We start from the raw sequence: 20,721 nt of genomic DNA, 5'->3' as shown, positions 1-20,721 counted from the left end.
GTGTTAGCGCACTTCCGGGTCTCGTCGTTTTTATGCTTGTGCACTTCTTTCACCAATTAGTCCGTATGCCTTTCTCAGTTGATAAATCAATTCGGTATTGAACTGACGACACTCATCTTCCCCATTCTTTTCAATAGCTTTCCTAACATCTTCTGGGAAACGAACCTTACGCTGATACATCTCTTTTGCTTTTTCCACTTCATCCTCCACTTATTGCCCCACCGTGAGGCACAAATTAAGTGTCACACCGTGCGTCATTGAAGTCAACCCCACCGTGGGGCATAATTTACATATTGTGAATATTTGCAGAATAAGAAATCAAATGAGCAGAGAAGATCCACAGTTAAGAATCAGACTTCCAGTTGAATTAAAAGAGAAAGTTGAAGAGGCAGCGAAAGCAAACGGGCGGTCTATCAATGCTGAAATTGTTCATAGATTGGATGTAAGTTTTCTGAAGGACATTCCAACTGACCAGCTAATTTCAGCGAAAGAAGCCATTCAAATTGTCAGTAAGGCTAAGGATGAGCTTTCCGCAATAATATTTAAAAGAACCTTTGCTGAAATAAACAAAAAAATTCGTATAGGTCATACAACTTTCTGCGTGGGTCTTGATGACCTTGAGCTGGAAGGGCTTAGTGACTCTGATTACGATTCTGTGTTCGATTTAACATTTAACAGATTAAGAGAGCTCGGTTATGTCGTACCTGAGAAATCAGTGGATGCAGGCGGGTTTTTAGTAGAAATCCCCCATCAGTAAAACAACAAAAAGCCCACCTGAGTGGGCTATTGTCGCTAGTCAACGTGGGGCGTTAAAGCTGCCCAAATATTAAAAGGGTTTATGCCTTTGGTTGCTCAATCCCAGTTAAATCAAACTTAAATTGCTTGTCGCCTTCCTGGAAAAAGCTTGCCTCGATGATCATTTTCTTATGGCTTTTAACATTCTTAATAAATGACGATGATTTATCGAAAAATATCACATCTGAACTACTGTCCTCAGCCCCAGACATAGAATATTTTTGAATTTTACCATCGTCGAACTTTACTGATACAGAGCATCCATCATAGGAATTGCAAGAAAACTGGCCCTTGCTAATCACCAGAAGAGCCTCTGTAACAGGCAAGCTCTCAGGTTTCTGGTCCTTTTTAAGCGCTGTTTTCTTCGAGCGAAGAACAAGCGTTAAATTCGAGCCTCCGCTGTATGGGAAGTCAAATTCAACCGAGTTGTCTGATACGGTTTGAAGAAACTTTGTGGATGTGCCACGCATCTCATCGGTTTTATAGGTTGCATGCCAATCAGCAGATTGTGATGTTGACGCCGCCATCAAGCAGAGAGTCGCAATAATTGCCCTTTTCACTACTTTCCCTCCAGTAAGTAACATTTTGTCACATGGTATCAGAGGGGTGGCGCAAGACAATGCAAATGCTTATTCAGTTGCTCGTCTTGTGGCGCTAGTCGTGTCTGTAATAGATCTGCTCATTGGCCCACCTTGTTGCATGTCTCCAATAAACATTTCCATTGTGAGATAGCCGTTGTTGTACTGCGGTTCGCTAGTCTCTACCCTTGAGCCATTCGTGTTGGTGATGTTGAGTACAAAGTTCAAACCTCCACCGCTTCCGCTCTGCATATCCTTATTGCTGATGACCTTGCCGTTATCGCCGGGGATCATGAATTGCTTACCGCTGCTGGCCTGGTAGATTTCAGGCATACCGCCCTCGCCTACCTGGTACATTGAGCCAGCCGATACCGGACCACCATTCTTACGCTTGCCAGCTAATGAGCTTGAAAGTGCCATTGCAGCGATTACAGCACCAATACCGATTGCAGCCGCGCCACCGAATGAGCCGATAGAGGCCGCAATAGCTGCCGGAGTCCATGCAACAGTCGTTGTGGCTGCCGCTGCTGTGCTGGCTGCCGTTGTGGTAGCCGTCCCCGCCACAGAAGCCGCTGTAGTTGCTGCTGTAGCCGCTACCTGCGCTGTCTGTCCCATGATTGCCGATTTAACCCACTCGACGCCCATCTGAACAAACGACTGCACGACACTGCTTAAAACGGTATTGGCTATATTGCCAAGGGCATCATTGAGGCTTTGCGTACCGTTGAGAATGCCGGTGATGCTACTAGATACCGTATTCATGGAGGTTTGCAGTGTGTCTGCAAATAGCTGAGATGCTACATTCTGCTGCGACCACTCCTCCCACATGGCAGCCGTACGCTGATCACGGTACTGCTTCTCGATTGCAGCCCGAGTGGCTTCTACTTCTGCAATTTTCTGCGGGTAAAGCGTGGCGTAGGCATTGAGGGATGCCATTTGCTCCTGGAATTTTGTATCTACTCCCACAACAGGTGATGCTTGGACGCGCACCTGTTTGTAGTCTTTCTCGGTGTCCTGTTTTAACTTCTCTGCCTTCTGCTGGGCTTTCAGAGCTGCCGCTACATCGTATGCTTGCGCTGCATACTGCCCCGCCAGGGTGATTTGTTCCTGCGATGCCGCACTACCTAACGATTGTTGAGCGCTTAATATGGCCTGCTGCTTTGATAACTCCCCGGTGCTTGCAGCCGTAAGCATGGATTTCTGTCGCAACTCTTCGAGTTTTTCGGCAATTCTTTCCTGCTCATCAGCTGCTTTTTTAGCTTCTGAAGATGCTTTCTTTGACGCCCCGGCAGATGCCGTTGCCGCGATAGTGAAATGTTTCGTCGCTTCACTGGCCTTATTCGCACCTTTTGTTGCTGCGGCAAGGTCACCAGTCAGGTCGCTTACTTTTCCAGTAAGTGTTTCGACATTTGCATTGTTAACTTTATCGAACCCGGCAACAGCTTCTGCAAGCGATGGGTTAAGAATTGCCATCACTCTTGCGACTGCAAGAATCTTTTGAGCGCTAGTAGCTGATGAGGTGGCTAGCGTATCAATAGATCTTGCCAGCAAATCAATACCAGAAACCATTGCCGAAGATGCACCGGTTGCATCGTTGATGGATTTAATTAGCCTTCCGAAAGCCGTCTCAAGGCTTCCGGTTGCCTGGTCCATTGTTCGCGGTAATTTGCTGAACTCGCCGTTAACCGCTGCTGTTCTGTCCTGAATAGCGTTTAACGCATCTTGTGCCGTGAGCTTACCGGCAAGCATGGCCTGGCGAAGCTCGCCCATAGACATGCCAAGCCCGGTGGCAATCTGTCTTGCAAGCTCCGGCATCTGCTCAAGGATGGAGTTGAATTCTTCTGCGCGGATTGTGCCACTGGCTATCGACTGTCCGAATTGGCGCAGTGCGTTAGCCATTTCTTCAGTAGATGAGCCACCGATACGACCAATCTTTTGCAGGGTATCAGTGAGGTTAAGAACCTGCGCATTTGTTGCGCCAGCTTCTTTTAGCGAAGAAGTTAATGACTCCCATAGCTTCGTTGTGTCTGCAAGGCTGGCCCCCGTAACAGAGGCAATCGCCGCCAGATCACTGAAAGTTTGTTTTGCTGCCGCAGCGTCTGTAGATAGTCGAGCGATACGCGCCTGAAGCTGAGTCATGCTGTCTGCAACTTCAAGGAATCGCTTGCCCCACTCAACGACTAACGCAACAGATATAGCTGCACCCAATTTACTTAATGAGGCGCTAAATTTGTCTGCCGCCTGGCCTGATTTATTGAAACCAGAGTTCATCTTGTCTAGGCGTTCATTAACTTTTCTCTGCGCCTCGATCAGGTTGGCAACGTTCATCTCAACTTCATAGACGATGTTTCCAAGTTGCTGTTCGCCTGCCATTAGTTATCTCCGGGCATAAAAAAACCCCGCCGGAGCGAGGTTATAATCATAATTGTCAATCATGCTGACTTAGCTAATCTGCGCTTGCGTCGTTCAAAGAATTCATCCGCTGCTGAATCGTATTCTTCTCGGGTGTATCCCTTCTGATCGGGATATTTTGCAGCCAGCATTAACTGAAACTCCGTCATGGTTAGCTGTTCGGCTTCCGTCCTTGGCATGCTGAAATGATGACGAGCGGCACTGACATAATCGAACGCCCTGAATTCCGTTGTAGCCTCGCCAGTTTCATGCTTTTGAAGCTGCCTTACTTTTGCCTTTCCAATGACGCCATGCACAATCAGAGATTGAGCAATCAACACCATTTCAAATGCGGACATGAATCCTTTTCGGTATACGAAGGCCCATTTCCCGGACTTACCAGGAACAATTTCACCCGTTAGCCTTGAGGTATCCTCGTCGCAACAAGCCTGGATGACATTGATTGCAGCCAGGACGGCTTTCTTTATCACTTGCGGCTGATTTATGAATTTGAGGAGCCATTCAGGAGCGAACCCATAAGCATCAATTCCGCGCTGCAATAGAGCGGAAGCCTCGTTATTGTGAAGGTCGTAAAACGCCTGAACTATCTCAACTGGCTCACCAATGCGCGTCATGGCCATAAAAGATGGTCGGAAAAAGTAATCCTGTTCACCTACGGTAATTCTGCATTCACCTATTTCTTTTACTGGCGTCATTATTCCTCCATAAGCAAAATCAAGGGTAGGCTCGCCACCCTTTGGTTTGGTTACGGGACGGTCACCGTCACAGTATGCGTAGCCGAGAAGTCACCATCATCTGTCTTAACGGTGATAACCGCTGTACCTGCCGTTGCATTTGACGGAGATGAAATAGTGACGGTATTACCTACAGCGGCAACGGTCGCTCGGGCTGGTACTGATGAGCTTACGGTAAACAGCTTGTTATCTGCGTCAGTAGGCGCAATAGCTACCGTGAAGGTGTTGCTAGCCCCCGCAGCCAAAGAGCTGGTTGTTGGTGTCAATGTCACACCAGTAACCGGAATGTCTGTGTCCGCTTGGGTTAACTGGAAGGTAGTGCCTACGTTCAGCTTAAATTCAAAGCTGTACGTAACGATTTCCTTCACGCCGCCACCATCACTCGCGCCTGACGGAACCATATAACCAATGTGGTAATAATCACCCCAATGCAGGCGCATCCACACCGCTGGCTGGCGTAATGCCTTAACTTCATCAACGATGTATTTAACAAATGCCTGAATACCAAACTCATCAGTGCGATCTTTTGTTCTGACTTCACCCTCAATTGAATACGTTGGGTCTAAAGCAGAGATCATCGTAGCGGTAATGCCGCCTTCATCAGCATCAGAGTTCAATGATTCAGGACTCAAATCCCATGACGTGGTAGTCGGAAGGCCCATCAACTTCCAATCACCCTCCGCTGGGAGTACATCCGGGCAGCCGTAAGCCAGTTCGAGCGTCTTAGCGCGCCCAATCATGCGGTCAAAGCTGGTTGGACAACCTTGCATAATTTCTTACCTCAATTCAGAAAATAAAAAAGGCCGCCGGAGCAGCCTTGTTTGAGTTATTGGTGTTACTCACCGTAGAGGCAAGCAAATTGCAGACGCCATACCATGCGTCCTTCTGTTGTTTGAACTGGTGCCGGGATGCCGCCCATGTTGGTTATTTGCCCGACGCATGGGTTGCTGATAGGGTTTGCCTGAATGTAGTCAATTATCGCCTGAGCATCAGCCGCTGACTTTTCGTAATCTCCAGTGCTTTTCCCGCTAATTAAATCCACTAGAACGTAATATTCAGAAGACAAATCACGATCTACTGCTGTTCCACCATTGGGGCGAAATACAATAAATCGCTCAGCGAGCTTTCCGGTATCCCTCCAGCTTAGGTATTGAGTGCTGTAGTCATCAGTAAGGTGAGCATCAAACAACATGTTGCGAACACGGCGATACATTGAAGGATTCACAGGCTCATTTCCTTGTAAACAACCCGGTCTATCTGCTCTTTGGAATCCTCAAACCCCTTGGTTAAAAATTCCTTCTGCGCAGTGGCTCGCCTGAAGGTTTGCGGCACATTCGGATCGTGGACGTATATCGCATAGTTTGCAGAGTAGCCAACACGACCGGTTAACCTGTCGCCTCGAACGGAAATGTCTCGAAACTGACTATTGATAAGCGTGGACGTGTCGATAGGGGTATAAATGGCAGCCTGAGTTGAGCCAATAATTAAAGCACTTTGTATGGCCCTAACCGCCTTCCGACCCTGAATGTTACCAATCAGGGCATCAAGGTTTTTCTTCGCCTTACTGATGCCAGTTACTTTAGCCACCATAGCTACACCCCAGTAATAATTGCAAAATCATCTGCAACACGGTCGAACGTATCGGCATAGCGAATTACTTGCATAATCTCGTCAGCTCCGGCGTTTAATGGGTCTGGGTCAACACTGGTTCCGATGAGAATGTAATCGCCGGTGGTGGCGTCAGCGTACTCGCTCCAAATCGTGTTCTTAGCGACTATCTCGGCGCCGATGCTGCCAATACGCTTCGATAATCCACCCTCGTAGTCGCAAAGAATCGATATTGGTGCCGAGTAGCCGAGGTTGTCACCGCTTTCGCTGTAACCAAGCGTTTTCCAGAATGTGGCCGCCGCCGTGTAACTCCAATTAGCTGCCTCTGACATCAACCCTCCCTCCAACTAACCACTACCGCACCCGTAGCGCGAATGGTCACGCAGTTGATAACCCACTCACCGTTAGACTTCAGATAGCCGGTGGTTTCACGACCGGTATCCGTTTTCACCCAGACTCGAGCGAATGGCTTCGGCAGGCTTTCAGTTATGAGCTTCCACATCAGCAGCCACCGACGACGAGAAACAGTCCAACACTGGAACCAACATCAATCGGGAGATTGGCTGTGCACCCGGACGTATCCAGCGCGGTTAGCTGGTCACGAAGATTGGTTACGTCGCCAGTGTAATCAAACGACCTTGACGCACCAGACGGCGCACCCTGCGACTTAATGCGCTGCGTGTATGCCGTTAAAGCCATAAGCGTGACGGCGTAAATCTGAATTAGCACAATGTCACATTCGTCATAACCAGCAGCGTCGAGACAATCCTGGATGCCTGCCAATTTGCACAGGTACGCGTCAATCATGAAGTCAGGAATGGTGTAGCCGAGTGCAGATAGCTGCTGCTTTACCTGCTCGGCTGTTATCTGCACTACTGCCATAGTTACTTGCCCTTTTTCGATGTAGTTACAGGCTGCTCAGGGGCATCATCACCCGGCGTTGCCACTTCAAAGGTGCGGTCTTCGATAATTTCTACCAAACCTGCCGCCGCCCATTTCTCTGCTGTCTTATCTGCAACCTCAACCTTCGAGCCAACCTCCACCTTCTGGAGATTGGCACCGGAGAAAAGGTTATCGCTAATTACTTTTACCAGTGCCATGTCGACCTCTTAGTCGTGTGCGTAGATGACGGATTTCTTGCTGTTGATGTCGGTCTTGACCATCAGGCCAGCAGCACCCCAGGTGCGCCAGATGTAATCGCTGTTGTAGAGCGGGCGTGGGTCGGCAACGGTGCCAAACGCCTGGCCAACAATCGGAGCGATCACGCCAGCTGTCAGCGGAACAATCAGGATCTGGTTGCCAGTCAGCGCTGCATCTTCTTTGATTGCCGCGATGCCAGAGAGCTTCAGCAACTCTTGCAGAATGGTGTCTGACTGGTAGTTGTCGCTGTAGTAGCGCTCAAGGTTGGAGATGATGGCGCTGGAAACATACCAGGTTTGCGCTGCGTATTGGTTATTGGTCAGCTTCAGCGTATCGCGCAGCTTGATTGCCGCATTACGGATTTGCTCAGCTGTTGCAGCCGGATCGGTGAAGTCGATATTCAGACCGGAAGCGCTCAGATCGACCATCGCCACGCGTTCATCGTTCTTCAGGCCTTTCCAGGTCTTATCATCAAACTTGATGTAAGTGCCTTCAGCGTCGCGGTAGCCGTTGTAGATGTAATCCACATACTGGCGGCGCACTTCATTGGTGGACTCAAACTGAGCATCAGCAATGATGTCGAAAGCGTCCGGGTTGTTCAGGCGAGGTTCGCGCCAGTGGAATTTGAAGCCAGTGTCATGCACCGGAACCATGGTGCCGTCATACTGGTATTGCACCGCATCCAGCGCCGCACCGATTTGACCGGACATTGACGTATGCGCCCACATGCGACCGCCAGACTTCGCGTATTCGTACACGGTTTGATTGATGCGCACGGAGCGGGAAAGCGGCATCAGGTCGTTAAACAGCGTGAATTCGGTGTTCGGCTCGAACTGGCGCAGAACAGTCTGGTCAAACGCTTTGTACAGGTCAGCCGGGGAACGAACGGCGTTGATACCCTGCAGTTGGTTGATAGCAGTGATGCGATCGGCAAGTTCCTTCATGACGTTAACGCCCTGATGGTTCATTGCCGCATCACGCTCTTGCGTCAGCATACCGAACTGGTATTGGTTAACAGCCAGGTTGCCGGTCTTTTCGCCCAGCGATTTAGAATAAACAAGCATTCAGTGACTCCTTACTTAATCACTACGCGAATGAGGTCGCCAGCAGCGGCGGTAATTGAGCGCTCTTCGTCGCAGTAGCAACGGTCAGCCTCTCCGGTGGCCCATTTCTTCACCTGGCCGTTGGCGATTGAAAGAGCGTCGCCTTTTTTGTAGGTGCCAGCCGCCGCGCGAACGTTCAGGAACATTCCCGGCAGTGGATGGATTGCAACAAGCAGATCGTCAACTGCATAGGCGTCATCGACTGACTTGCAGCGCAGATAATCGAAGTCTGCTGCGTAGATAACCGCTTGCTCTGCACCTGCTACAGACGCCTTGAACACGCCTGCATCGAAGAAGCCGAGAGTGCCTGGTTTAACCGCGGTTGCGCGGCCTTCACGGTTGAGATTTGGGTTCGGGAACACACCGCCCGCATGAATTACGTGCTTACCGTCTTTAGCCATTTCGTTTTTCTCCTTAATCCGGCATTACGCTGACTGGTTCTTGGGAATTGGTCTGTTGGTATGCACCGCTCAGCCCGGTTGATGTCTGGCACTTAGCAAACAGTTCTTTCAACGGTTCGCCATCCAGCGTGTTCACCGCCAGATCGGTCATGCCGAACTTAGCTTTCACCGCTTGGCGCATTTCGGTGCGTTGCTGGTCTGCGTTGGCAGTCAGGCCGCTTTCGATAGTATTCAGCTTGTCTGCGAATGGCTGGAACCAGGCTGGCGCTTGCTCGCTGTTTGTGGAAGTGCCTTTATCCTTCTTATCGGCCTCTTCTTTGTCTTTTTTGGCCTTCTCGTCAGCGTCAGCTTTCGCTTTTGCATCTTCGGCGACCATCTGGTTGTATGCGTCCATCAGCTCAGCCTCGGTCTTGCCTTCGACCTCTTTGCCTTTCGCTTTCAGCGCGTTCGTGATGAGTTCTTTCATCGGGTTTGCTTCCTCTTTGACGTGCTTAGTGTTGGCGCTGAAAAACGCCATGAATTGGTTAAAGAATTGCTTTAGTGCGGGGTCTTGCGGGTCTGGAATGTCGGAATCAGCGAGGTTTACGGTTTCAATTTCCTGCTCATCACCTTCGGCGTTAACGAAGATACCTACACCTTCCTCCGGCGTTCCGGCTCCTGGCTGGTCGAGGAGTACCGCGACATGGTCAAAATCCATATTGGTGACGATCTTCTCGTAGCGCTTACCCTTTGATTCACCGTTGGCCGTGATTTCCTTGTGAAGTAGGCCTGTTGAGATATGCACTGGCTCGACATTCTGACCGGCCGCCATAGCATCGAGTCGCTCAATCAGTCGCTTTCCGTTATCGCTGTTTGCGGCGTAATTCCGGTCAACGTACATATCCCCCGTAACCTTGCCACCCTGACGGTTAACGTTTTGCAGCCAGGCACCTACGTGGTAATCATTCACCGCCTGAACATCCCTGGCTGAGATGTGCTTGCCATCAACCTTCGGGTGACCAAACGGCATTGGGTTGCGCTCAAGCGACTTGTAGCTCTTTTCAATTTCTGCTGCCGGGTACAACTTCCGGTTCATCACGATGTCATCGACAATAGGCGTGACGCCGCGAACCACGATGTGTGGTTTGCCATTGATGGTTTCGTTAGTGATGTTTGAAGCGGAGTTGATGACCGAGAGCACGTTTACGCAGATGCGTGACATGCTGAGTCCTCATTGGTGGATTTCAGGCAATAAAAAAGGCCGCCTGAGCGACCTGTGTGATTATTTTTTGTAGCTTACTAACTCAATCCCCTCCTTGGGATGTCGTTTTTTCAATTCAGCCAGGAGTGCTGATTCGGTATCACCATTTACCGTCAAGAAAGCTATATGCGTGCGATGCTTAGCTTTAGTGGCTGGTTGAACTCTATCGTAGCGAATATCTTTAAACTTTGATTGCATTTCATATGTCCATTTAATTGAGGGGTCACCAATTAATAACGGCGACAACAACATGAACTTTATTAATTATTTGCCCAACCCTTTCGCTCTTTCGCTAACTTATCAGCCAGCCCCTCATTGAAAATGCTGCCGTCGTCGTTAAGCAGTGTCGGGATCTGGCCGCAGTAGCAATGATATTTGTTTCCATCGACCGCATACCAGGCGCGCACCTCTTGCACAGTCCTGACTTTCCCATGCCAGAAGGCGTGAGTTTGTCGGGTTGTAGGCTTGAGCGCTGAGAGGTGAAGCAAGCCAGTGTTAAGCCCCAGCCTGTCAGCAGACCACTCGGTTTCATTCCAGTTTGCTTCCCGCAGCGCGCCAACCTGCTCGGTCTGTGCAATGGTCTTGGCCTTACTCATGCTGACATCAAGACGCTTGCTGATTATCGAAGCGGTTTCCCGAGGGTTTACGCCGCGCCCGATTGAATCAGCAATGACATTAGCCAGGTCAACTCGCGCAGCATCGCTAATCCCCTTCCAGTCGCTGTACGTAGACACGAAAGCCGATGCGACCTGATTCTGGTATGCCGGAGTACTCAAAAGCTGCTGTAGCGTCGTCTGGCTGGCATAGACTGGCGACTGAACTGACAGATTGGTGTAAGCGTTCAGTGTGCCGCGCTGATATTCCTCGGCGACGTAATCAAACGCCCACAGATTCTGGCTGCCACCCTCAAGCAAGTGGTCATCGAGAATCACCTGCACCGCCTGCAACAGGTCGGCTAACTGCGCTGCCGTCATGTCATAGATATACGTTCCAGCGTTCACCCGGTAGAGCATGTCAGGCTTATTGTCATTGCGAGCAAGGATGTAGCCAAACAGAGAGTTGCTCGCACGTTCGCGCCCGGTTAGCCGCATATCGAATAACTGCTTCAGTGCAACCTTGATGTCGTAGTAGCGCTGCTCGATGTCTCGGTACATCCGGTTAACTGCGCGGTAGGATTGAGTCGGGTCAGCTTTGTTGCGCGGAATTATCGGGCTGCCGGGTTTCGGTTGGTTGTTCAATTGGCTCACCTGTCAGCGGGTCGATGTTCTTCGCCGATTCATCAGCGCCCTTTGGCTTCTCAGCTTCTGGCAATGGGTCGTAGCCGCCAACTTCGCGGATCTCGTCCTCAGTGAATGCCGGAGTGCCATAGGCTTGCTGGGTGTCCTTCGCAACTGTCGCCATGTCTTTCATGTTGGCAATCTTCTCTTTCTCACCCGGGGCCAGAAGGTCAGCCCATGAGACTGTAATTTCTTCGCCAGCCGGTGGTTCAATGATGCCGATTTGCCAGAAGCGGGTTAGTAGCTCAGTGATGCGGTCAGTCAGAAAGCCATTGCGACGACCGTTGCGGCGAATCGCCCAGTCCGTTTTGTCCTCGTCACTCGCCAGTCGCCCGGTCTGCTGACCAAACAGGATGGTGAAGGGGATTTGAACCGATGCGGCAAGTTCGTTAGCGGTAACCGTCCATGTAGGGGCTGGGTCACCTGGAGTAACGGACAAAACTGAAATATCACCATCTTGCGTGACCGCTGCTGCGTCAGTACCTCGATTAAGGCGTCGAAATTTGTCCTCTACCGCCTCGCCGAGATCTGCATAACCCTGCGCCTTGGCTCGCTTGTCCATGGCGTCCATGTCGCTATCTTTGCTGAACTTATTCACCAAGGTTCGGCTGGCATTCTTCAGGAACCCTTCAGCGCCACCACCTGAGATTTTCTCGAGGTCGAGTAGTTTGTTGTAGCCAGACTCAAGCAGTGGGATGCCAGATAGCGCGCTTTCATCCTCCGCGCCTTCACAGAAGATAATCACCCGACTTGGATGCACCGGCTCGCCGCGCATTGGCCCAACGAATTTGTTATCACCTACAGGCATCTCGTTGAAGTTGAACATTTTAGGCTGTCCAAAATCATCGGATTGTCGATCGTTCTCCCATTCGGAGACGGTTAACTGCTGCTCCCATACCGGGATTAGCTTAACCAGGGCTTTATCTTTCAGGCTTTTTACGAGCGCAGTGTTAATTGGCTTATCCCATGACTGATTGTCACGCACCTGAATCAGTAGTGCGGAGTAACGACCAACCATGTTGCGGCGATCGGCATCCTTCACCTTTGCCCAGTGCTTTTTCATCAGTCTGGTGACATTCTTTTCCCATGGCGTTGTCTCGCGGGCTTCGTTTGCCTCTTCACCTTCAACGATAACCGGCAAGTCCTGCCAGCAACCATCAAGCAGGCGATGCACGACAGCGAAGCCAGCGGCATTACGGCGGTAAATACGGTAGAAGTCATTGAAGTCTATCTGCTGCGGGTAACCGAATTCCTGATAAAGCATTGGCCGCTTGGTGTTGCCAGACATTCCGGTAATGGCCTGAATGTAGCTATTTCGCCGCATTTCGGTGGCGAGGCTATTCACAGCCATTTCCAGGCTGTTGTTTTGTTCGCTCACGGCGATTGCTCCTTAGAAATAGAATGCCCCGACCTGCTTCCGGTTGTTCTTGGCTACAGCGAAGTAGCGGAACCCATCAGCGCCGTGTGATGTTTTGTCGTGAAGGGGCTTGTCTTTCCAGCACCCGCGCTTGTCGTCCCACTCTTTGCGGTATGCCTCAAGGTGAGATATACCCTCTGCGCACTTCTCTTCATCGAAAACGCATTTAGGCAAGACTTCGCGCACCGACTCAATGCCGGTATCAACGCCAGTTTTAGGCACGACCTTGAATGTCATCGAGTAAACCTGGCCGTCAATTTCGTAGCCTTCGCGCGCCAGGTCTCTTCGGGACTTGGCATCAGATCCGAACTCACGGTTTTCGATGTCGTGTGGCCCCCAGTGCTCGCCATATTCATAGCCGCGCTCTTTCAGCACTTTCATGTAATGGCGAAGGCCTTCACCTGAGTTTTCGTAGTAGTCAATGACATGGAACTCTTCGCCAACCTCTCGCACGAACCAGATAGCCGTTGAGTCACTAACGCCGATATCCCAGAACGTGTGAACCGGTAGATGTGAGTTATCCGGCAAGGTGCCGATGCGTTTATTGGTGTAGAGCCAGCGGAATTGTTTGGCGTAATACGCGCCTTCCACTGATTGCTGGAATGCTTCGGCGGGGATCGTCGGGTATTCCCGTTTCATATCGTCGCCGAGCGTTTTCTCTTTGGCGTAATACCAGGCTTTCTGGCGCTCATTGACGACTACGCCGTGCTTGGCTTCCATCTCAGCGAAGTAATCAACCAGGCGCTGCGGCAATGGCTCTACCGAGTCGATTGCATACTGAGGATTCTTCCACCAGGAGAAGAAGAAAAACTTCCAGTCCAGCGAGGATAGTTGCTTGCCCTGTAACTGAGCTTTCTCAGCCGTCTGGCAGTAATCGAAAAAATAACCGGCCCGTCCTTCTGCTGTGCTCTCGATAGTGGCAAAGCATCCAGTCGATACCGCTTCAAACGCACCAGTGACAATCTCACGGGCTTTGTCTGGATACTTGGCGCATATCTTGCCGAACTCTGATACGTGCAGGTAACGCAGCGTACCGCCACGGAATGACGTGCTTACGTACAGTGAGCCGCCTTTCTTGAATACCAGCTCGCCCGCCGAATCATTGCTTGCCGGGTTAGCGGCTTTGATTTCATCGGGCAAGTTGTCGTATGCGTACTTCACCTTTTCGCGGAACAGGCGCTTTGCGTCGTTTAGCGTGTGGGCTATCAGTGCGCACTTGGCAGACTCGAACAGCGCCGCATCAAGTTGGATGATGCAGACCTCAGTCGTAAAACCGAGTTGTCGAGCTTTAAGGATAATATTGCGAGTGTGGATACCTTCGAAGTATTCGCGCTGCTCAGGCGTCATCCTGAAGCGTATCGGCTTTCCTTCTTTGTCGGTGATCCAGTAGAGATTGTTCAGACGCCAGTCTTTATCAGCCAGCAGCTTGAGATGCTCAGGTTTCATTAAGCCCCCTGAGACAATGAATCCATCAGGTCAGAAAGTTTCTTAACAGAGCTGTCGCCTTCCGGCCCGTCGATATCGTATGCCTGCCGCTCAAGTCCGATGAGGTTCTTCAGCGCGTCACTCAGCGCCTTAACTGACTTCACGCGCTCCGGCATGCTTATCACCTTCTGATAAATCTCATTCAGACGGTCCTGGCCTTTATCGTCGGGGTTAAGCATCAACTCACCGAGCTTTTCCAGAGCGGCGACATCAGCACACTCTGCGCCAATCTCATCAAACAGTGCATTTGTGATTGCCCTGGCGCGACGAATATCGCCACGATGTTCCATGCGGACGCTGGCAATAACCTCGGCGTTAGCCTCAATCAGTATCCGTTCGTTGGTAGCCGTTTCAGTGGATACCTTGCTGGATACCTCACGTTTGGATACCAACGCGTCAGCCTTGGCTTTTATCTTTGCCTTGAGGTCACGCTCCCATCCATCACGCTTTGCTCGCTTATTCACAGCGCCGTGAGTGATGCCATGTAACGAGGCAATTTCTCTTATGGACATCAACCCAGCCCGGTAAGCCGATTCGATGGCCTCCCAATCTGGTTTTGCCATAACTGTTATTCCTTGGTTTCTTCCACCACCGGTACGAAGTGGAATTGCTCAACGCTCTCTGGCTTGAAGAATCGCCACTCGCCATTGTCCTGTGCCAACGCTACGAAGCCGTTAACCAGTTCTGGCTGCTTGCGCGTCATCTTTCCGGTGAATGTTTCTTTGTTGGTAGTAGTGATAGTGATTTGGTAGATGTCGGACATTTGGTAGTCCTCTGGTTGTCATTATCGAAGCCACTGCTTGAATGGCTTCTGTAATGCTCGCTACGGCAATTTGATTAACCAATCACGATATGCGTCAACCGGGGTTGCGCCCTCTCCGTGAATGAAATCGACATAAATACGGTCTTTATCCCGGTAGCAAACAAACTTACCTTGATGCCAGTGAATAATTGGTTTCATGTTCGATTGCACCTTAATGGTTAATCTGCTTCTCCTGCCATTGCGCAGACAGGCAACTATGAGCGCTCAAACCCTGCTGGTTGCTACAGCAGGAAAACACGCGGCATTACTCGTTACGTGGAATACAGCACACTCGTCAGAGGGAGTCCTCAATGGAGGCTGAGTCTTCGTTAATGCTGTCACGGGTTTACGTGGAGACGAGGCGGCTCACACGCCCACAATGTGGGGGGAGTATTCTTGAATCTTGTCTCTTATCAGGAGACAAGAATTGAGGCCCGGACTTAACACCGACAATAGATATAACAACCCTATTGGAGGAGTAATGACCGATATTTTTAACCAACTGAATGCAGTATCTGAATTTGTTTTGAATGTGCTTTTAATCATCAATGAAATCCGCAAACTTCGCAGCGGCTCACGCAGTGGCTAGTTCACTTACGGCTTACCCGTCAGCAAGATGAGGATCACCTCGTTTCCGCCACGCAATTTATTCAGGCAATGCTTTAGGGACGCCAGTCAATGCCAATTGCCCGCGCTGGTCGATGCGTTCAATTCTCGCCAGCAAGGATGGTTTCTTAACCCTTCCCCAACGATTTAAAAGGCGGCCTGACATGCTGGCCACATCTTTCTCTTTCATGTATTCGAGCATCACGGCGTTTCGCTCCTCCTCAAATTGGCGTCGCCCAGTCTGAAGCATTGCGTACATCCAGTTGAAAGCGTTGATGTAGGCTATTTTAATCCGCATGGCTTCTTTCTTGGTATAAGACATCACAAGAAGCATTAACCCATCCTTGCGGAGTCGGTAGAACTTCTGCGGCTTACCGTTCTGCAACTCATTGTTTTTATAGCAAAGCTCAAAGTTGAGCTTTGTATCAAACTCTGGAGGGCAAGCATCAATAGTCCTTTCAATATCGCGGACTACGTTTTTAGGGAGCTTGCCGAACGCTTTTGCCACCATGAAAGAGTCGGTAACCGGATCGTTGTTTGTAACAAAAATCAGGTCGCGAAAATCGATGTCGTTAACGATTGTTGGGTAGTTCATAGCGTTTTACCTTTCTTTGAGATGAACCTTTGCCGCAATGGAAATCAGCCCACCGAAGGCTCGCCAGCACAAACTGACTTCCTCAAAGGCTCATTTCAAAGTGGTTGGTTCGGTGTGGTTATGTGCGCATTGCGGTGCGCGGTGAAATTAAGGTGTAAAAAAGCCCGACCGAAGTCAGGCTCTATTTGTCTTAATGCGGGTGACGAATCACTTGGCGGTGGCAATGGAATCGTATGACCGTTCACATGCCAGGCCGTTTACTCGCCATTCGTCAGCAGTTGCTGCCAGTTGCTGATTTCGTTCGACAGATTTGCTGAGCACGTCGGCAAGCAATACTCCGGAGTTGGCCCTTGTCGCGCTTGCGTTGGCAATTGCGGAAAGTTTGCTGGTTTCACTTGCTGCGAGCTGACGCCGGATGTTTGCGATGGTGAGCTGCAACTTGTCAGCAGCAGACTGAGCGTTAGCAGCATCAAGCCGTGCTTTGTCGAGTTGAGTTTGTGCATCTGCTGTTACCTGGTTGATTTGGTTCTGGCGGCGCTGCTCTTCGGTGCGCTCTTGCTCTTGTCGCCCGGCTAACTCAAGGAGGTCTTTAGCATCACGCTTTGCCCACTTGATATTCCATGCCTGATTAGTGTCGAACTTTCCAGACTCGTAGCCGTTGTGATGGGCGCCCCACAATAGAAGGCCAGCCAGCAAAAGTAATGCAATCGGCTTCCAGTTATCTTTCAGGATTGAGGGGATCATGCGACCACCCCGCCAGCCTCTTTGAACTTGCCGATCAGGTCATCAAGTTGGTGTTCGTGCTGGCCATAACCGGCACCAGGTAGTGAAGCCCAGATGTTTGAGCATTTCTGAATTGCTGCGGCGATGTTCCCGGCATCAATATCAGCCAGGGCCTTGCGCTCTTTAATCTGCTGCAATGCGACGGCATCCTGGCTCGCAGGAGAGAAGTCTTTCAGGCCGAGTTGTTTGCGGTATGCGTCCCAGTAACGGGAGAGCAGCTGATAGCGACCGGCTGCCGTTGATTTGATACCGAGCCTTGGCAGGTCAACGAGCTTTCGAGGATGGTCGGCGTAGCCACTAAACAGTGAGCCACCAACAATCACGTTGTAGCCATTATCGCTTTCCTTAATGCGGCTTGTGCCTTCCGACCAGGCCAGCATATCGAGAAAGGCTTTTCGGTTATTGTTGGCCTGCATTGCGGATCCCCGTGATTCGTTCCCAGAAGAAGCTGAGCGCTACACTACCCATAGTCCCGGACATGCCAGAGACAACGAGAACGTAATAGATACTCAGGCCTGACTCGATACTGACGAGCCCACCTATTAATCCGGCAAATCCAGATACAGCCACCTGAGCGAATGCAGCTACCCAACTCCATGCTGTTTTGCTTGTCTTGGTGTCAATGATGTATTTCACAAAGCCACCGTAGATAGACATGGCAGCAATGAGCACCCATACGAGTAGTCCATATGAGCCAGGGTCTTTGTTAGGCATACGCATATCTCTCACCTCGCTATCGTAAGCAGGTGCTGTCTGTGTAATCGGGAAAGCGCCATCCATGCCACGGCACGTTATCTATGAGTGATATTGGTTGCTGGATGGTTGGCGCTAAATAAGAAAGGCCGCTCTATGGCGACCTTGGTTTAATTGGTGGGCCGTGGAGGATTCGAACCTGCCTACCTTTCCCTTATGAGGGGATTGCTCATACCTGATGAGCTTTCGGCCCAGAAACGCAAAAAGCCCCGCACGAGGCGAGGCTTAAAATTGGGTGGTGCTTTATTAAGATACACGTAAGGCACCTTACCCAAATATCATTGCTCATTTGTTCAAGTTAGTCAACACGTTTAAGCTACTTTGCGTAACTTAACTACACGTTTGCGGCTGTTGAGCGCATTTACCAGCGGGGTGTAAATCAGGAACTGGCTTGCTTTGAGAATATCCTCCACTTCACGACGACAAGTTGAGAGGGATTTGCGGGGAATTGCGACCTTCTGCATATAGACTGCAATTGCGTACTTAGTTGAGTTGTGCGCGTAGTAACTGAGAAGTATGCCGAACGCTTTTTTATCAATGCACATGACGGAATCTACGACCTGAGAAATCAACATTCCGTCATCGTCATTGCACATTGGTCTTTCTGGATAGCGCGATGGTTCTACTGTGGCCATGTACTGAGCGATAACACTGCTCATGCGCTTTTCTAGCCTTCCTGAATAAATCCAACATCCCCACAACTCCATCCAGTTATCCAGCCAATCAAGCTGCTCTTTTGTCAGGTTCAACTCTGTCACTTTCATTTCTGCCACCTTAACGCTGCATCCAGTTCGGCCTGCGGTATGGCTAGGAGAGTTCGTTTTTGTTGCGGTGTCAGGTTTCTAACGCCCATCAGCACAACGCCAGATGGCGTCCTGACTGCGCCAACTCCTTTTTCGCGGTACATATTGAGCAATGCAGACGTATTTTGAACTTTCACAGTCTTGCCCTCCGGCGCTGTTTAGCTTTGCGGCGCTCTGCTGCTTTACCGGTTCTACGGTTATTGGTGAGCGGGTATGAGTAGCTTGGAGAGAATGCTGGCTGCCAATGACGCGAGGCCATTGATGCAATGGTGAGTGCTATTGCTGCGTGTAGTTTCATGCTGCCTCCTCAATCTTCTGTAAGCATGGAGAATGCTGTCGCAGCCACTCTTGGAACCTGTCCGTTGCCAAGGGCTTTAATTCTGTCCACCCGATGGGCCATCCCATAAACCACTCGACCCATTCCGGGCTCAACTGTCCATCCTGGAGTGGCTCCGATCCATCCGGTAATGGGCGCATCTTTATCGCGCTTGGTAAGTCCGGTGTCCTGCGAAGGCGCTCGCTTGGACAATCGCCTCGGATCGTTGCCTTGGCTGTAGGCCACAATCCACATCCTGTCTCTTTCATGGGGCGCTCCGCAGTTGGATGCTGAAAGACGAAACCACTCGCAGCCATACCCCATTTCGGCAAGGTCACTGATGACCACGGCAAGACCTTTTCCCCTGAGTCGTGGTGAATTTTCCACGCAGACGAATTTAGGTCGAACCTCACCGACAATTCTCGCCATTTCAGACCACAGCCCCGATCTTCGTCCGTCAATGCCGGCACCTTGACCATTTGCGCTGATGTCTTGGCATGGAAATCCGCCAGAAACGACATCAATAATTCCTCGCCATGGCTTTCCGTCAAAACTGCACACGTCAGACCAAATCGGGAAAGGTCGGAGAATTCCATCATTTTGTCGTTGCGCGAGAACTTGTGCAGCGTAAGCATCACGTTCAACTGCGCATACTGTTTTCCATCCGAGCAAGTGGCTGCCGAGAATTCCTCCGCCAGCGCCTGCGAAAAGAGCCAACTCATTCACATTTCCTCCACTCTGCTGTCACGCAGGTCTTTCAGTTTCTGTTGATGCTCAGCCTTGATTGCCTTGCACTCTTCAATCGTCCAGCGGTGGCGGTCGTGGTTGCCTTCAATGCTTTCCACCTCTGACATGCCAATGCGCCTGATAAGTTCTGCGCGGTACGGAACGAGGTTTCCGCTTTTGTGCTGATTGCACACTGAGCACTGCTTCCATATTTGGCGAGGGTCGAACCTTAGCTGTGGTGCGGCGGCCGTAGTTCGATAGTGGCCGGCATCCCATTGAGCAGCGCTCAACGTTCCGCATGAAACGCAGGGAAGGTGCTTATCTCTTTCTCTGATGTAGGCATTAACTGCTTGCTGGGCTTGCTTGATGAAGTAACTGCGGGGCTGTACTGCTAACTTGCGGACTTTTAAACTTCGTCGTTCCTGCTGGGCTTCATCCTTTCGTCGTCGTTCTGCTGCCTGTATCGCGTTCTGTCGGTCTTTCTCTCGCTTGGCTAGTGCGATTACGGTTCCACAATCTGCGCCGCACCAGGTCTGATTTGCGAAGGCTGGATGAAACCATTCCCGGCAATCAGGATTCTTGCACCGCTTTCTCGGCTTCCTCATCGTGCATTACTCCGTGTGGGTCTGTTTCTACATACGCCTCATGAGCGCAATCGTCGCAAAAATAAGTCTCGCCGCTTAATGGCCTTGTACACGCTGCGCAATATCCTGCTGCTGTGTTGCTGTTGCGCTGGTAGGTGGTGATGTCGACAGGGCTAAGCATCATCTTTCCTCTTCTGCTTGTTGTAGACAGCCCAGCTGATTGCATCGAGTTTCTTGCGTCCTGCAGCGTCGATAAGGTGAATTCCTTCGTGACAGCTGTGATTGGCTTTCACATCATCTTCGAGCTGCTGCAACTGCTCGTATGTGTGGGTTGATAGCTTGAGGCGGTTCCAGCCGAAGTTTCTCGGTAGCGTTGTCATTGCCAGCACCTCTGTTGATATTTATTGCTCACTCGCGGCTCCTTCTTTCCCTCGGGCAATAGCGCAGCCACCACCCATAATCTCGGGTTGGCGCTTAGTGTCTTTGAGGTTTTTACGTTGCGGAGGGTGTAGCGCTGGATTAGTTCGTTTGCTTCTTCGGTGGTTACATCGTGGTGATAGAAC

Annotated in this window: 33 protein-coding genes and 1 tRNA gene; 1 reads left to right on the top strand and 33 read right to left on the bottom strand. The window is 50.6% G+C overall.

The window, feature by feature from the left end:
• Positions 1–30 precede the first annotated feature (30 nt).
• Positions 31–198 carry an Arc family DNA-binding protein gene (locus tag EDF88_RS19525; RefSeq protein WP_134186629.1) on the bottom strand — a complete coding sequence of 56 codons (168 nt, stop codon included), beginning with the start codon at positions 196–198 and terminating at the stop codon, positions 31–33.
• A 124-nt stretch (positions 199–322) separates the two neighbouring features.
• Here EDF88_RS19525 and EDF88_RS19520 point away from each other — a divergent pair, with 124 nt between their 5' ends.
• Positions 323–757, top strand: coding sequence for an Arc family DNA-binding protein (locus EDF88_RS19520; protein WP_134186627.1), 435 nt, complete (start codon positions 323–325; stop codon positions 755–757).
• A 79-nt stretch (positions 758–836) separates the two neighbouring features.
• Here the strand turns inward: EDF88_RS19520 and EDF88_RS19515 are convergent, their stop codons facing one another.
• The 32 genes from EDF88_RS19515 to EDF88_RS19375 all read right to left on the bottom strand — a co-directional run bounded on the left by EDF88_RS19515 (position 837) and on the right by EDF88_RS19375 (position 20,538).
• The gene (locus EDF88_RS19515) at positions 837–1,355 is read right to left on the bottom strand and encodes a hypothetical protein (protein WP_134186625.1); all 519 of its coding nucleotides are present in this window, start codon (positions 1,353–1,355) and stop codon (positions 837–839) included.
• A gap of 69 nt (positions 1,356–1,424) precedes the next feature.
• Complete coding sequence (locus EDF88_RS19510; protein WP_134186623.1) at positions 1,425–3,746, bottom strand: tape measure protein; 2,322 nt, start codon at positions 3,744–3,746, stop codon at positions 1,425–1,427.
• Between the two features lie 59 nt (positions 3,747–3,805).
• Positions 3,806–4,480 (bottom strand): DUF6246 family protein, encoded by a 675-nt coding sequence (locus tag EDF88_RS19505; RefSeq protein ID WP_134186621.1) that lies wholly within the window; start codon positions 4,478–4,480, stop codon positions 3,806–3,808.
• Positions 4,481–4,530: 50 nt separating this feature from the next.
• Positions 4,531–5,289, bottom strand: a complete 759-nt coding sequence (locus EDF88_RS19500) for an Ig-like domain-containing protein (protein WP_134186619.1) — start codon at positions 5,287–5,289, stop codon at positions 4,531–4,533.
• Between the two features lie 65 nt (positions 5,290–5,354).
• Positions 5,355–5,744 (bottom strand): hypothetical protein, encoded by a 390-nt coding sequence (locus EDF88_RS19495; protein WP_134186617.1) that lies wholly within the window; start codon positions 5,742–5,744, stop codon positions 5,355–5,357.
• Entirely contained in the window at positions 5,741–6,109 is a 369-nt protein-coding gene (locus tag EDF88_RS19490) for an HK97 gp10 family phage protein (protein WP_134186615.1), read from the bottom strand. The genes EDF88_RS19495 and EDF88_RS19490 overlap by 4 nt, the downstream gene beginning before the upstream one ends.
• Positions 6,110–6,111: 2 nt before the next feature.
• Positions 6,112–6,459, bottom strand: a complete 348-nt coding sequence (locus EDF88_RS19485) for a hypothetical protein (RefSeq protein WP_134186613.1) — start codon at positions 6,457–6,459, stop codon at positions 6,112–6,114.
• Positions 6,459–6,629 (bottom strand): 50S ribosomal protein L13, encoded by a 171-nt coding sequence (locus EDF88_RS19480; RefSeq protein ID WP_134186611.1) that lies wholly within the window; start codon positions 6,627–6,629, stop codon positions 6,459–6,461. Before EDF88_RS19480 ends, EDF88_RS19485 begins: the two co-directional genes overlap by 1 nt.
• Complete coding sequence (locus EDF88_RS19475; protein ID WP_134186609.1) at positions 6,629–7,009, bottom strand: hypothetical protein; 381 nt, start codon at positions 7,007–7,009, stop codon at positions 6,629–6,631. The genes EDF88_RS19480 and EDF88_RS19475 overlap by 1 nt, the downstream gene beginning before the upstream one ends.
• Before the next feature lie 2 nt (positions 7,010–7,011).
• Positions 7,012–7,227 carry a hypothetical protein gene (locus EDF88_RS19470; protein WP_134186607.1) on the bottom strand — a complete coding sequence of 72 codons (216 nt, stop codon included), beginning with the start codon at positions 7,225–7,227 and terminating at the stop codon, positions 7,012–7,014.
• Positions 7,228–7,236: 9 nt separating this feature from the next.
• Positions 7,237–8,331, bottom strand: coding sequence for a major capsid protein (locus EDF88_RS19465; protein ID WP_134186604.1), 1,095 nt, complete (start codon positions 8,329–8,331; stop codon positions 7,237–7,239).
• 11 nt (positions 8,332–8,342) lie between these two features.
• Complete coding sequence (locus EDF88_RS19460; protein WP_134186602.1) at positions 8,343–8,771, bottom strand: hypothetical protein; 429 nt, start codon at positions 8,769–8,771, stop codon at positions 8,343–8,345.
• A 13-nt stretch (positions 8,772–8,784) separates the two neighbouring features.
• The gene (locus EDF88_RS19455; RefSeq protein ID WP_134186600.1) at positions 8,785–9,972 is read right to left on the bottom strand and encodes a DUF2213 domain-containing protein; all 1,188 of its coding nucleotides are present in this window, start codon (positions 9,970–9,972) and stop codon (positions 8,785–8,787) included.
• A 60-nt stretch (positions 9,973–10,032) separates the two neighbouring features.
• Positions 10,033–10,209 carry a hypothetical protein gene (locus tag EDF88_RS24735; protein WP_166671999.1) on the bottom strand — a complete coding sequence of 59 codons (177 nt, stop codon included), beginning with the start codon at positions 10,207–10,209 and terminating at the stop codon, positions 10,033–10,035.
• 62 nt (positions 10,210–10,271) lie between these two features.
• A complete protein-coding gene (locus tag EDF88_RS19450) occupies positions 10,272–11,165 on the bottom strand; it encodes a phage minor head protein (protein ID WP_134186942.1) in 894 nt (297 codons plus the stop codon).
• Between the two features lie 31 nt (positions 11,166–11,196).
• Positions 11,197–12,666, bottom strand: coding sequence for a phage portal protein (locus EDF88_RS19445; protein ID WP_134186598.1), 1,470 nt, complete (start codon positions 12,664–12,666; stop codon positions 11,197–11,199).
• A 12-nt stretch (positions 12,667–12,678) separates the two neighbouring features.
• Positions 12,679–14,151, bottom strand: coding sequence for a terminase (locus EDF88_RS19440; protein ID WP_134186596.1), 1,473 nt, complete (start codon positions 14,149–14,151; stop codon positions 12,679–12,681).
• On the bottom strand, positions 14,151–14,753 hold the full coding sequence (locus tag EDF88_RS19435) for a hypothetical protein (protein ID WP_134186594.1): 603 nt from the start codon (positions 14,751–14,753) through the stop codon (positions 14,151–14,153). Before EDF88_RS19435 ends, EDF88_RS19440 begins: the two co-directional genes overlap by 1 nt.
• Positions 14,754–14,758: 5 nt before the next feature.
• Complete coding sequence (locus EDF88_RS19430; RefSeq protein WP_134186592.1) at positions 14,759–14,953, bottom strand: hypothetical protein; 195 nt, start codon at positions 14,951–14,953, stop codon at positions 14,759–14,761.
• A 60-nt stretch (positions 14,954–15,013) separates the two neighbouring features.
• The gene (locus tag EDF88_RS24730) at positions 15,014–15,151 is read right to left on the bottom strand and encodes a hypothetical protein (RefSeq protein WP_166671998.1); all 138 of its coding nucleotides are present in this window, start codon (positions 15,149–15,151) and stop codon (positions 15,014–15,016) included.
• A 487-nt stretch (positions 15,152–15,638) separates the two neighbouring features.
• A complete protein-coding gene (locus EDF88_RS19425; RefSeq protein WP_134186590.1) occupies positions 15,639–16,193 on the bottom strand; it encodes a Rha family transcriptional regulator in 555 nt (184 codons plus the stop codon).
• Between the two features lie 207 nt (positions 16,194–16,400).
• Positions 16,401–16,937 carry a DUF2514 domain-containing protein gene (locus EDF88_RS19420; protein WP_134186587.1) on the bottom strand — a complete coding sequence of 179 codons (537 nt, stop codon included), beginning with the start codon at positions 16,935–16,937 and terminating at the stop codon, positions 16,401–16,403.
• On the bottom strand, positions 16,934–17,392 hold the full coding sequence (locus EDF88_RS19415) for a glycoside hydrolase family 104 protein (RefSeq protein WP_134186585.1): 459 nt from the start codon (positions 17,390–17,392) through the stop codon (positions 16,934–16,936). Before EDF88_RS19415 ends, EDF88_RS19420 begins: the two co-directional genes overlap by 4 nt.
• Entirely contained in the window at positions 17,376–17,696 is a 321-nt protein-coding gene (locus EDF88_RS19410) for a phage holin family protein (protein WP_134186583.1), read from the bottom strand. The genes EDF88_RS19415 and EDF88_RS19410 overlap by 17 nt, the downstream gene beginning before the upstream one ends.
• A gap of 148 nt (positions 17,697–17,844) precedes the next feature.
• A tRNA-Met gene (locus EDF88_RS19405) sits at positions 17,845–17,922 on the bottom strand.
• Positions 17,923–18,040: 118 nt separating this feature from the next.
• Positions 18,041–18,493 carry an antiterminator Q family protein gene (locus EDF88_RS19400; RefSeq protein WP_134186581.1) on the bottom strand — a complete coding sequence of 151 codons (453 nt, stop codon included), beginning with the start codon at positions 18,491–18,493 and terminating at the stop codon, positions 18,041–18,043.
• Entirely contained in the window at positions 18,490–18,669 is a 180-nt protein-coding gene (locus EDF88_RS19395; RefSeq protein WP_134186579.1) for a hypothetical protein, read from the bottom strand. Before EDF88_RS19395 ends, EDF88_RS19400 begins: the two co-directional genes overlap by 4 nt.
• A complete protein-coding gene (locus EDF88_RS24725; protein WP_166671997.1) occupies positions 18,666–18,830 on the bottom strand; it encodes a hypothetical protein in 165 nt (54 codons plus the stop codon). The genes EDF88_RS19395 and EDF88_RS24725 overlap by 4 nt, the downstream gene beginning before the upstream one ends.
• A gap of 9 nt (positions 18,831–18,839) precedes the next feature.
• A complete protein-coding gene (locus EDF88_RS19390) occupies positions 18,840–19,574 on the bottom strand; it encodes a DNA cytosine methyltransferase (protein ID WP_134186577.1) in 735 nt (244 codons plus the stop codon).
• On the bottom strand, positions 19,571–20,179 hold the full coding sequence (locus EDF88_RS19385; RefSeq protein ID WP_134186575.1) for a recombination protein NinG: 609 nt from the start codon (positions 20,177–20,179) through the stop codon (positions 19,571–19,573). The genes EDF88_RS19390 and EDF88_RS19385 overlap by 4 nt, the downstream gene beginning before the upstream one ends.
• Positions 20,145–20,339 carry a protein NinF gene (locus EDF88_RS19380; protein ID WP_166671996.1) on the bottom strand — a complete coding sequence of 65 codons (195 nt, stop codon included), beginning with the start codon at positions 20,337–20,339 and terminating at the stop codon, positions 20,145–20,147. Before EDF88_RS19380 ends, EDF88_RS19385 begins: the two co-directional genes overlap by 35 nt.
• Entirely contained in the window at positions 20,332–20,538 is a 207-nt protein-coding gene (locus EDF88_RS19375) for a hypothetical protein (protein WP_134186571.1), read from the bottom strand. The genes EDF88_RS19380 and EDF88_RS19375 overlap by 8 nt, the downstream gene beginning before the upstream one ends.
• Between the last annotated feature and the right edge of the window lie 183 nt (positions 20,539–20,721).

The organism is Buttiauxella sp. BIGb0552, from assembly GCF_004366275.1.
Taxonomy (GTDB): Bacteria; Pseudomonadota; Gammaproteobacteria; order Enterobacterales; family Enterobacteriaceae; genus Buttiauxella; species Buttiauxella gaviniae.
This window is presented reverse-complemented; position numbering and strand designations above follow the sequence as displayed.

Excerpts from the sequence above, each read along its gene's own strand:
- EDF88_RS19440 (WP_134186596.1), bottom strand. The coding sequence starts at position 14,151 with ATGAAACCTGAGCATCTCAAGCTGCTGGCTGATAAAGACTGGCGTCTG.
- EDF88_RS19415 (WP_134186585.1), bottom strand. The coding sequence starts at position 17,392 with ATGCAGGCCAACAATAACCGAAAAGCCTTTCTCGATATGCTGGCCTGG.
- EDF88_RS24725 (WP_166671997.1), bottom strand. The coding sequence starts at position 18,830 with ATGAAACTACACGCAGCAATAGCACTCACCATTGCATCAATGGCCTCG.
- EDF88_RS19430 (WP_134186592.1), bottom strand. The coding sequence starts at position 14,953 with ATGTCCGACATCTACCAAATCACTATCACTACTACCAACAAAGAAACA.
- EDF88_RS19460 (WP_134186602.1), bottom strand. The coding sequence starts at position 8,771 with ATGGCTAAAGACGGTAAGCACGTAATTCATGCGGGCGGTGTGTTCCCG.
- EDF88_RS19465 (WP_134186604.1), bottom strand. The coding sequence starts at position 8,331 with ATGCTTGTTTATTCTAAATCGCTGGGCGAAAAGACCGGCAACCTGGCT.
- EDF88_RS19385 (WP_134186575.1), bottom strand. The coding sequence starts at position 20,179 with ATGAGGAAGCCGAGAAAGCGGTGCAAGAATCCTGATTGCCGGGAATGG.
- EDF88_RS24735 (WP_166671999.1), bottom strand. The coding sequence starts at position 10,209 with ATGCAATCAAAGTTTAAAGATATTCGCTACGATAGAGTTCAACCAGCC.
- EDF88_RS19435 (WP_134186594.1), bottom strand. The coding sequence starts at position 14,753 with ATGGCAAAACCAGATTGGGAGGCCATCGAATCGGCTTACCGGGCTGGG.
- EDF88_RS19475 (WP_134186609.1), bottom strand. The coding sequence starts at position 7,009 with ATGGCAGTAGTGCAGATAACAGCCGAGCAGGTAAAGCAGCAGCTATCT.
- EDF88_RS19455 (WP_134186600.1), bottom strand. The coding sequence starts at position 9,972 with ATGTCACGCATCTGCGTAAACGTGCTCTCGGTCATCAACTCCGCTTCA.
- EDF88_RS19470 (WP_134186607.1), bottom strand. The coding sequence starts at position 7,227 with ATGGCACTGGTAAAAGTAATTAGCGATAACCTTTTCTCCGGTGCCAAT.
- EDF88_RS19480 (WP_134186611.1), bottom strand. The coding sequence starts at position 6,629 with ATGTGGAAGCTCATAACTGAAAGCCTGCCGAAGCCATTCGCTCGAGTC.
- EDF88_RS19500 (WP_134186619.1), bottom strand. The coding sequence starts at position 5,289 with ATGCAAGGTTGTCCAACCAGCTTTGACCGCATGATTGGGCGCGCTAAG.
- EDF88_RS19520 (WP_134186627.1), top strand. The coding sequence starts at position 323 with ATGAGCAGAGAAGATCCACAGTTAAGAATCAGACTTCCAGTTGAATTA.
- EDF88_RS19425 (WP_134186590.1), bottom strand. The coding sequence starts at position 16,193 with ATGAACTACCCAACAATCGTTAACGACATCGATTTTCGCGACCTGATT.
- EDF88_RS19400 (WP_134186581.1), bottom strand. The coding sequence starts at position 18,493 with ATGAAAGTGACAGAGTTGAACCTGACAAAAGAGCAGCTTGATTGGCTG.
- EDF88_RS19505 (WP_134186621.1), bottom strand. The coding sequence starts at position 4,480 with ATGACGCCAGTAAAAGAAATAGGTGAATGCAGAATTACCGTAGGTGAA.
- EDF88_RS19420 (WP_134186587.1), bottom strand. The coding sequence starts at position 16,937 with ATGATCCCCTCAATCCTGAAAGATAACTGGAAGCCGATTGCATTACTT.
- EDF88_RS19485 (WP_134186613.1), bottom strand. The coding sequence starts at position 6,459 with ATGTCAGAGGCAGCTAATTGGAGTTACACGGCGGCGGCCACATTCTGG.
- EDF88_RS19510 (WP_134186623.1), bottom strand. The coding sequence starts at position 3,746 with ATGGCAGGCGAACAGCAACTTGGAAACATCGTCTATGAAGTTGAGATG.
- EDF88_RS19375 (WP_134186571.1), bottom strand. The coding sequence starts at position 20,538 with ATGACAACGCTACCGAGAAACTTCGGCTGGAACCGCCTCAAGCTATCA.
- EDF88_RS19380 (WP_166671996.1), bottom strand. The coding sequence starts at position 20,339 with ATGCTTAGCCCTGTCGACATCACCACCTACCAGCGCAACAGCAACACA.
- EDF88_RS19410 (WP_134186583.1), bottom strand. The coding sequence starts at position 17,696 with ATGCGTATGCCTAACAAAGACCCTGGCTCATATGGACTACTCGTATGG.
- EDF88_RS24730 (WP_166671998.1), bottom strand. The coding sequence starts at position 15,151 with ATGAAACCAATTATTCACTGGCATCAAGGTAAGTTTGTTTGCTACCGG.
- EDF88_RS19450 (WP_134186942.1), bottom strand. The coding sequence starts at position 11,165 with ATGTACCGAGACATCGAGCAGCGCTACTACGACATCAAGGTTGCACTG.
- EDF88_RS19490 (WP_134186615.1), bottom strand. The coding sequence starts at position 6,109 with ATGGTGGCTAAAGTAACTGGCATCAGTAAGGCGAAGAAAAACCTTGAT.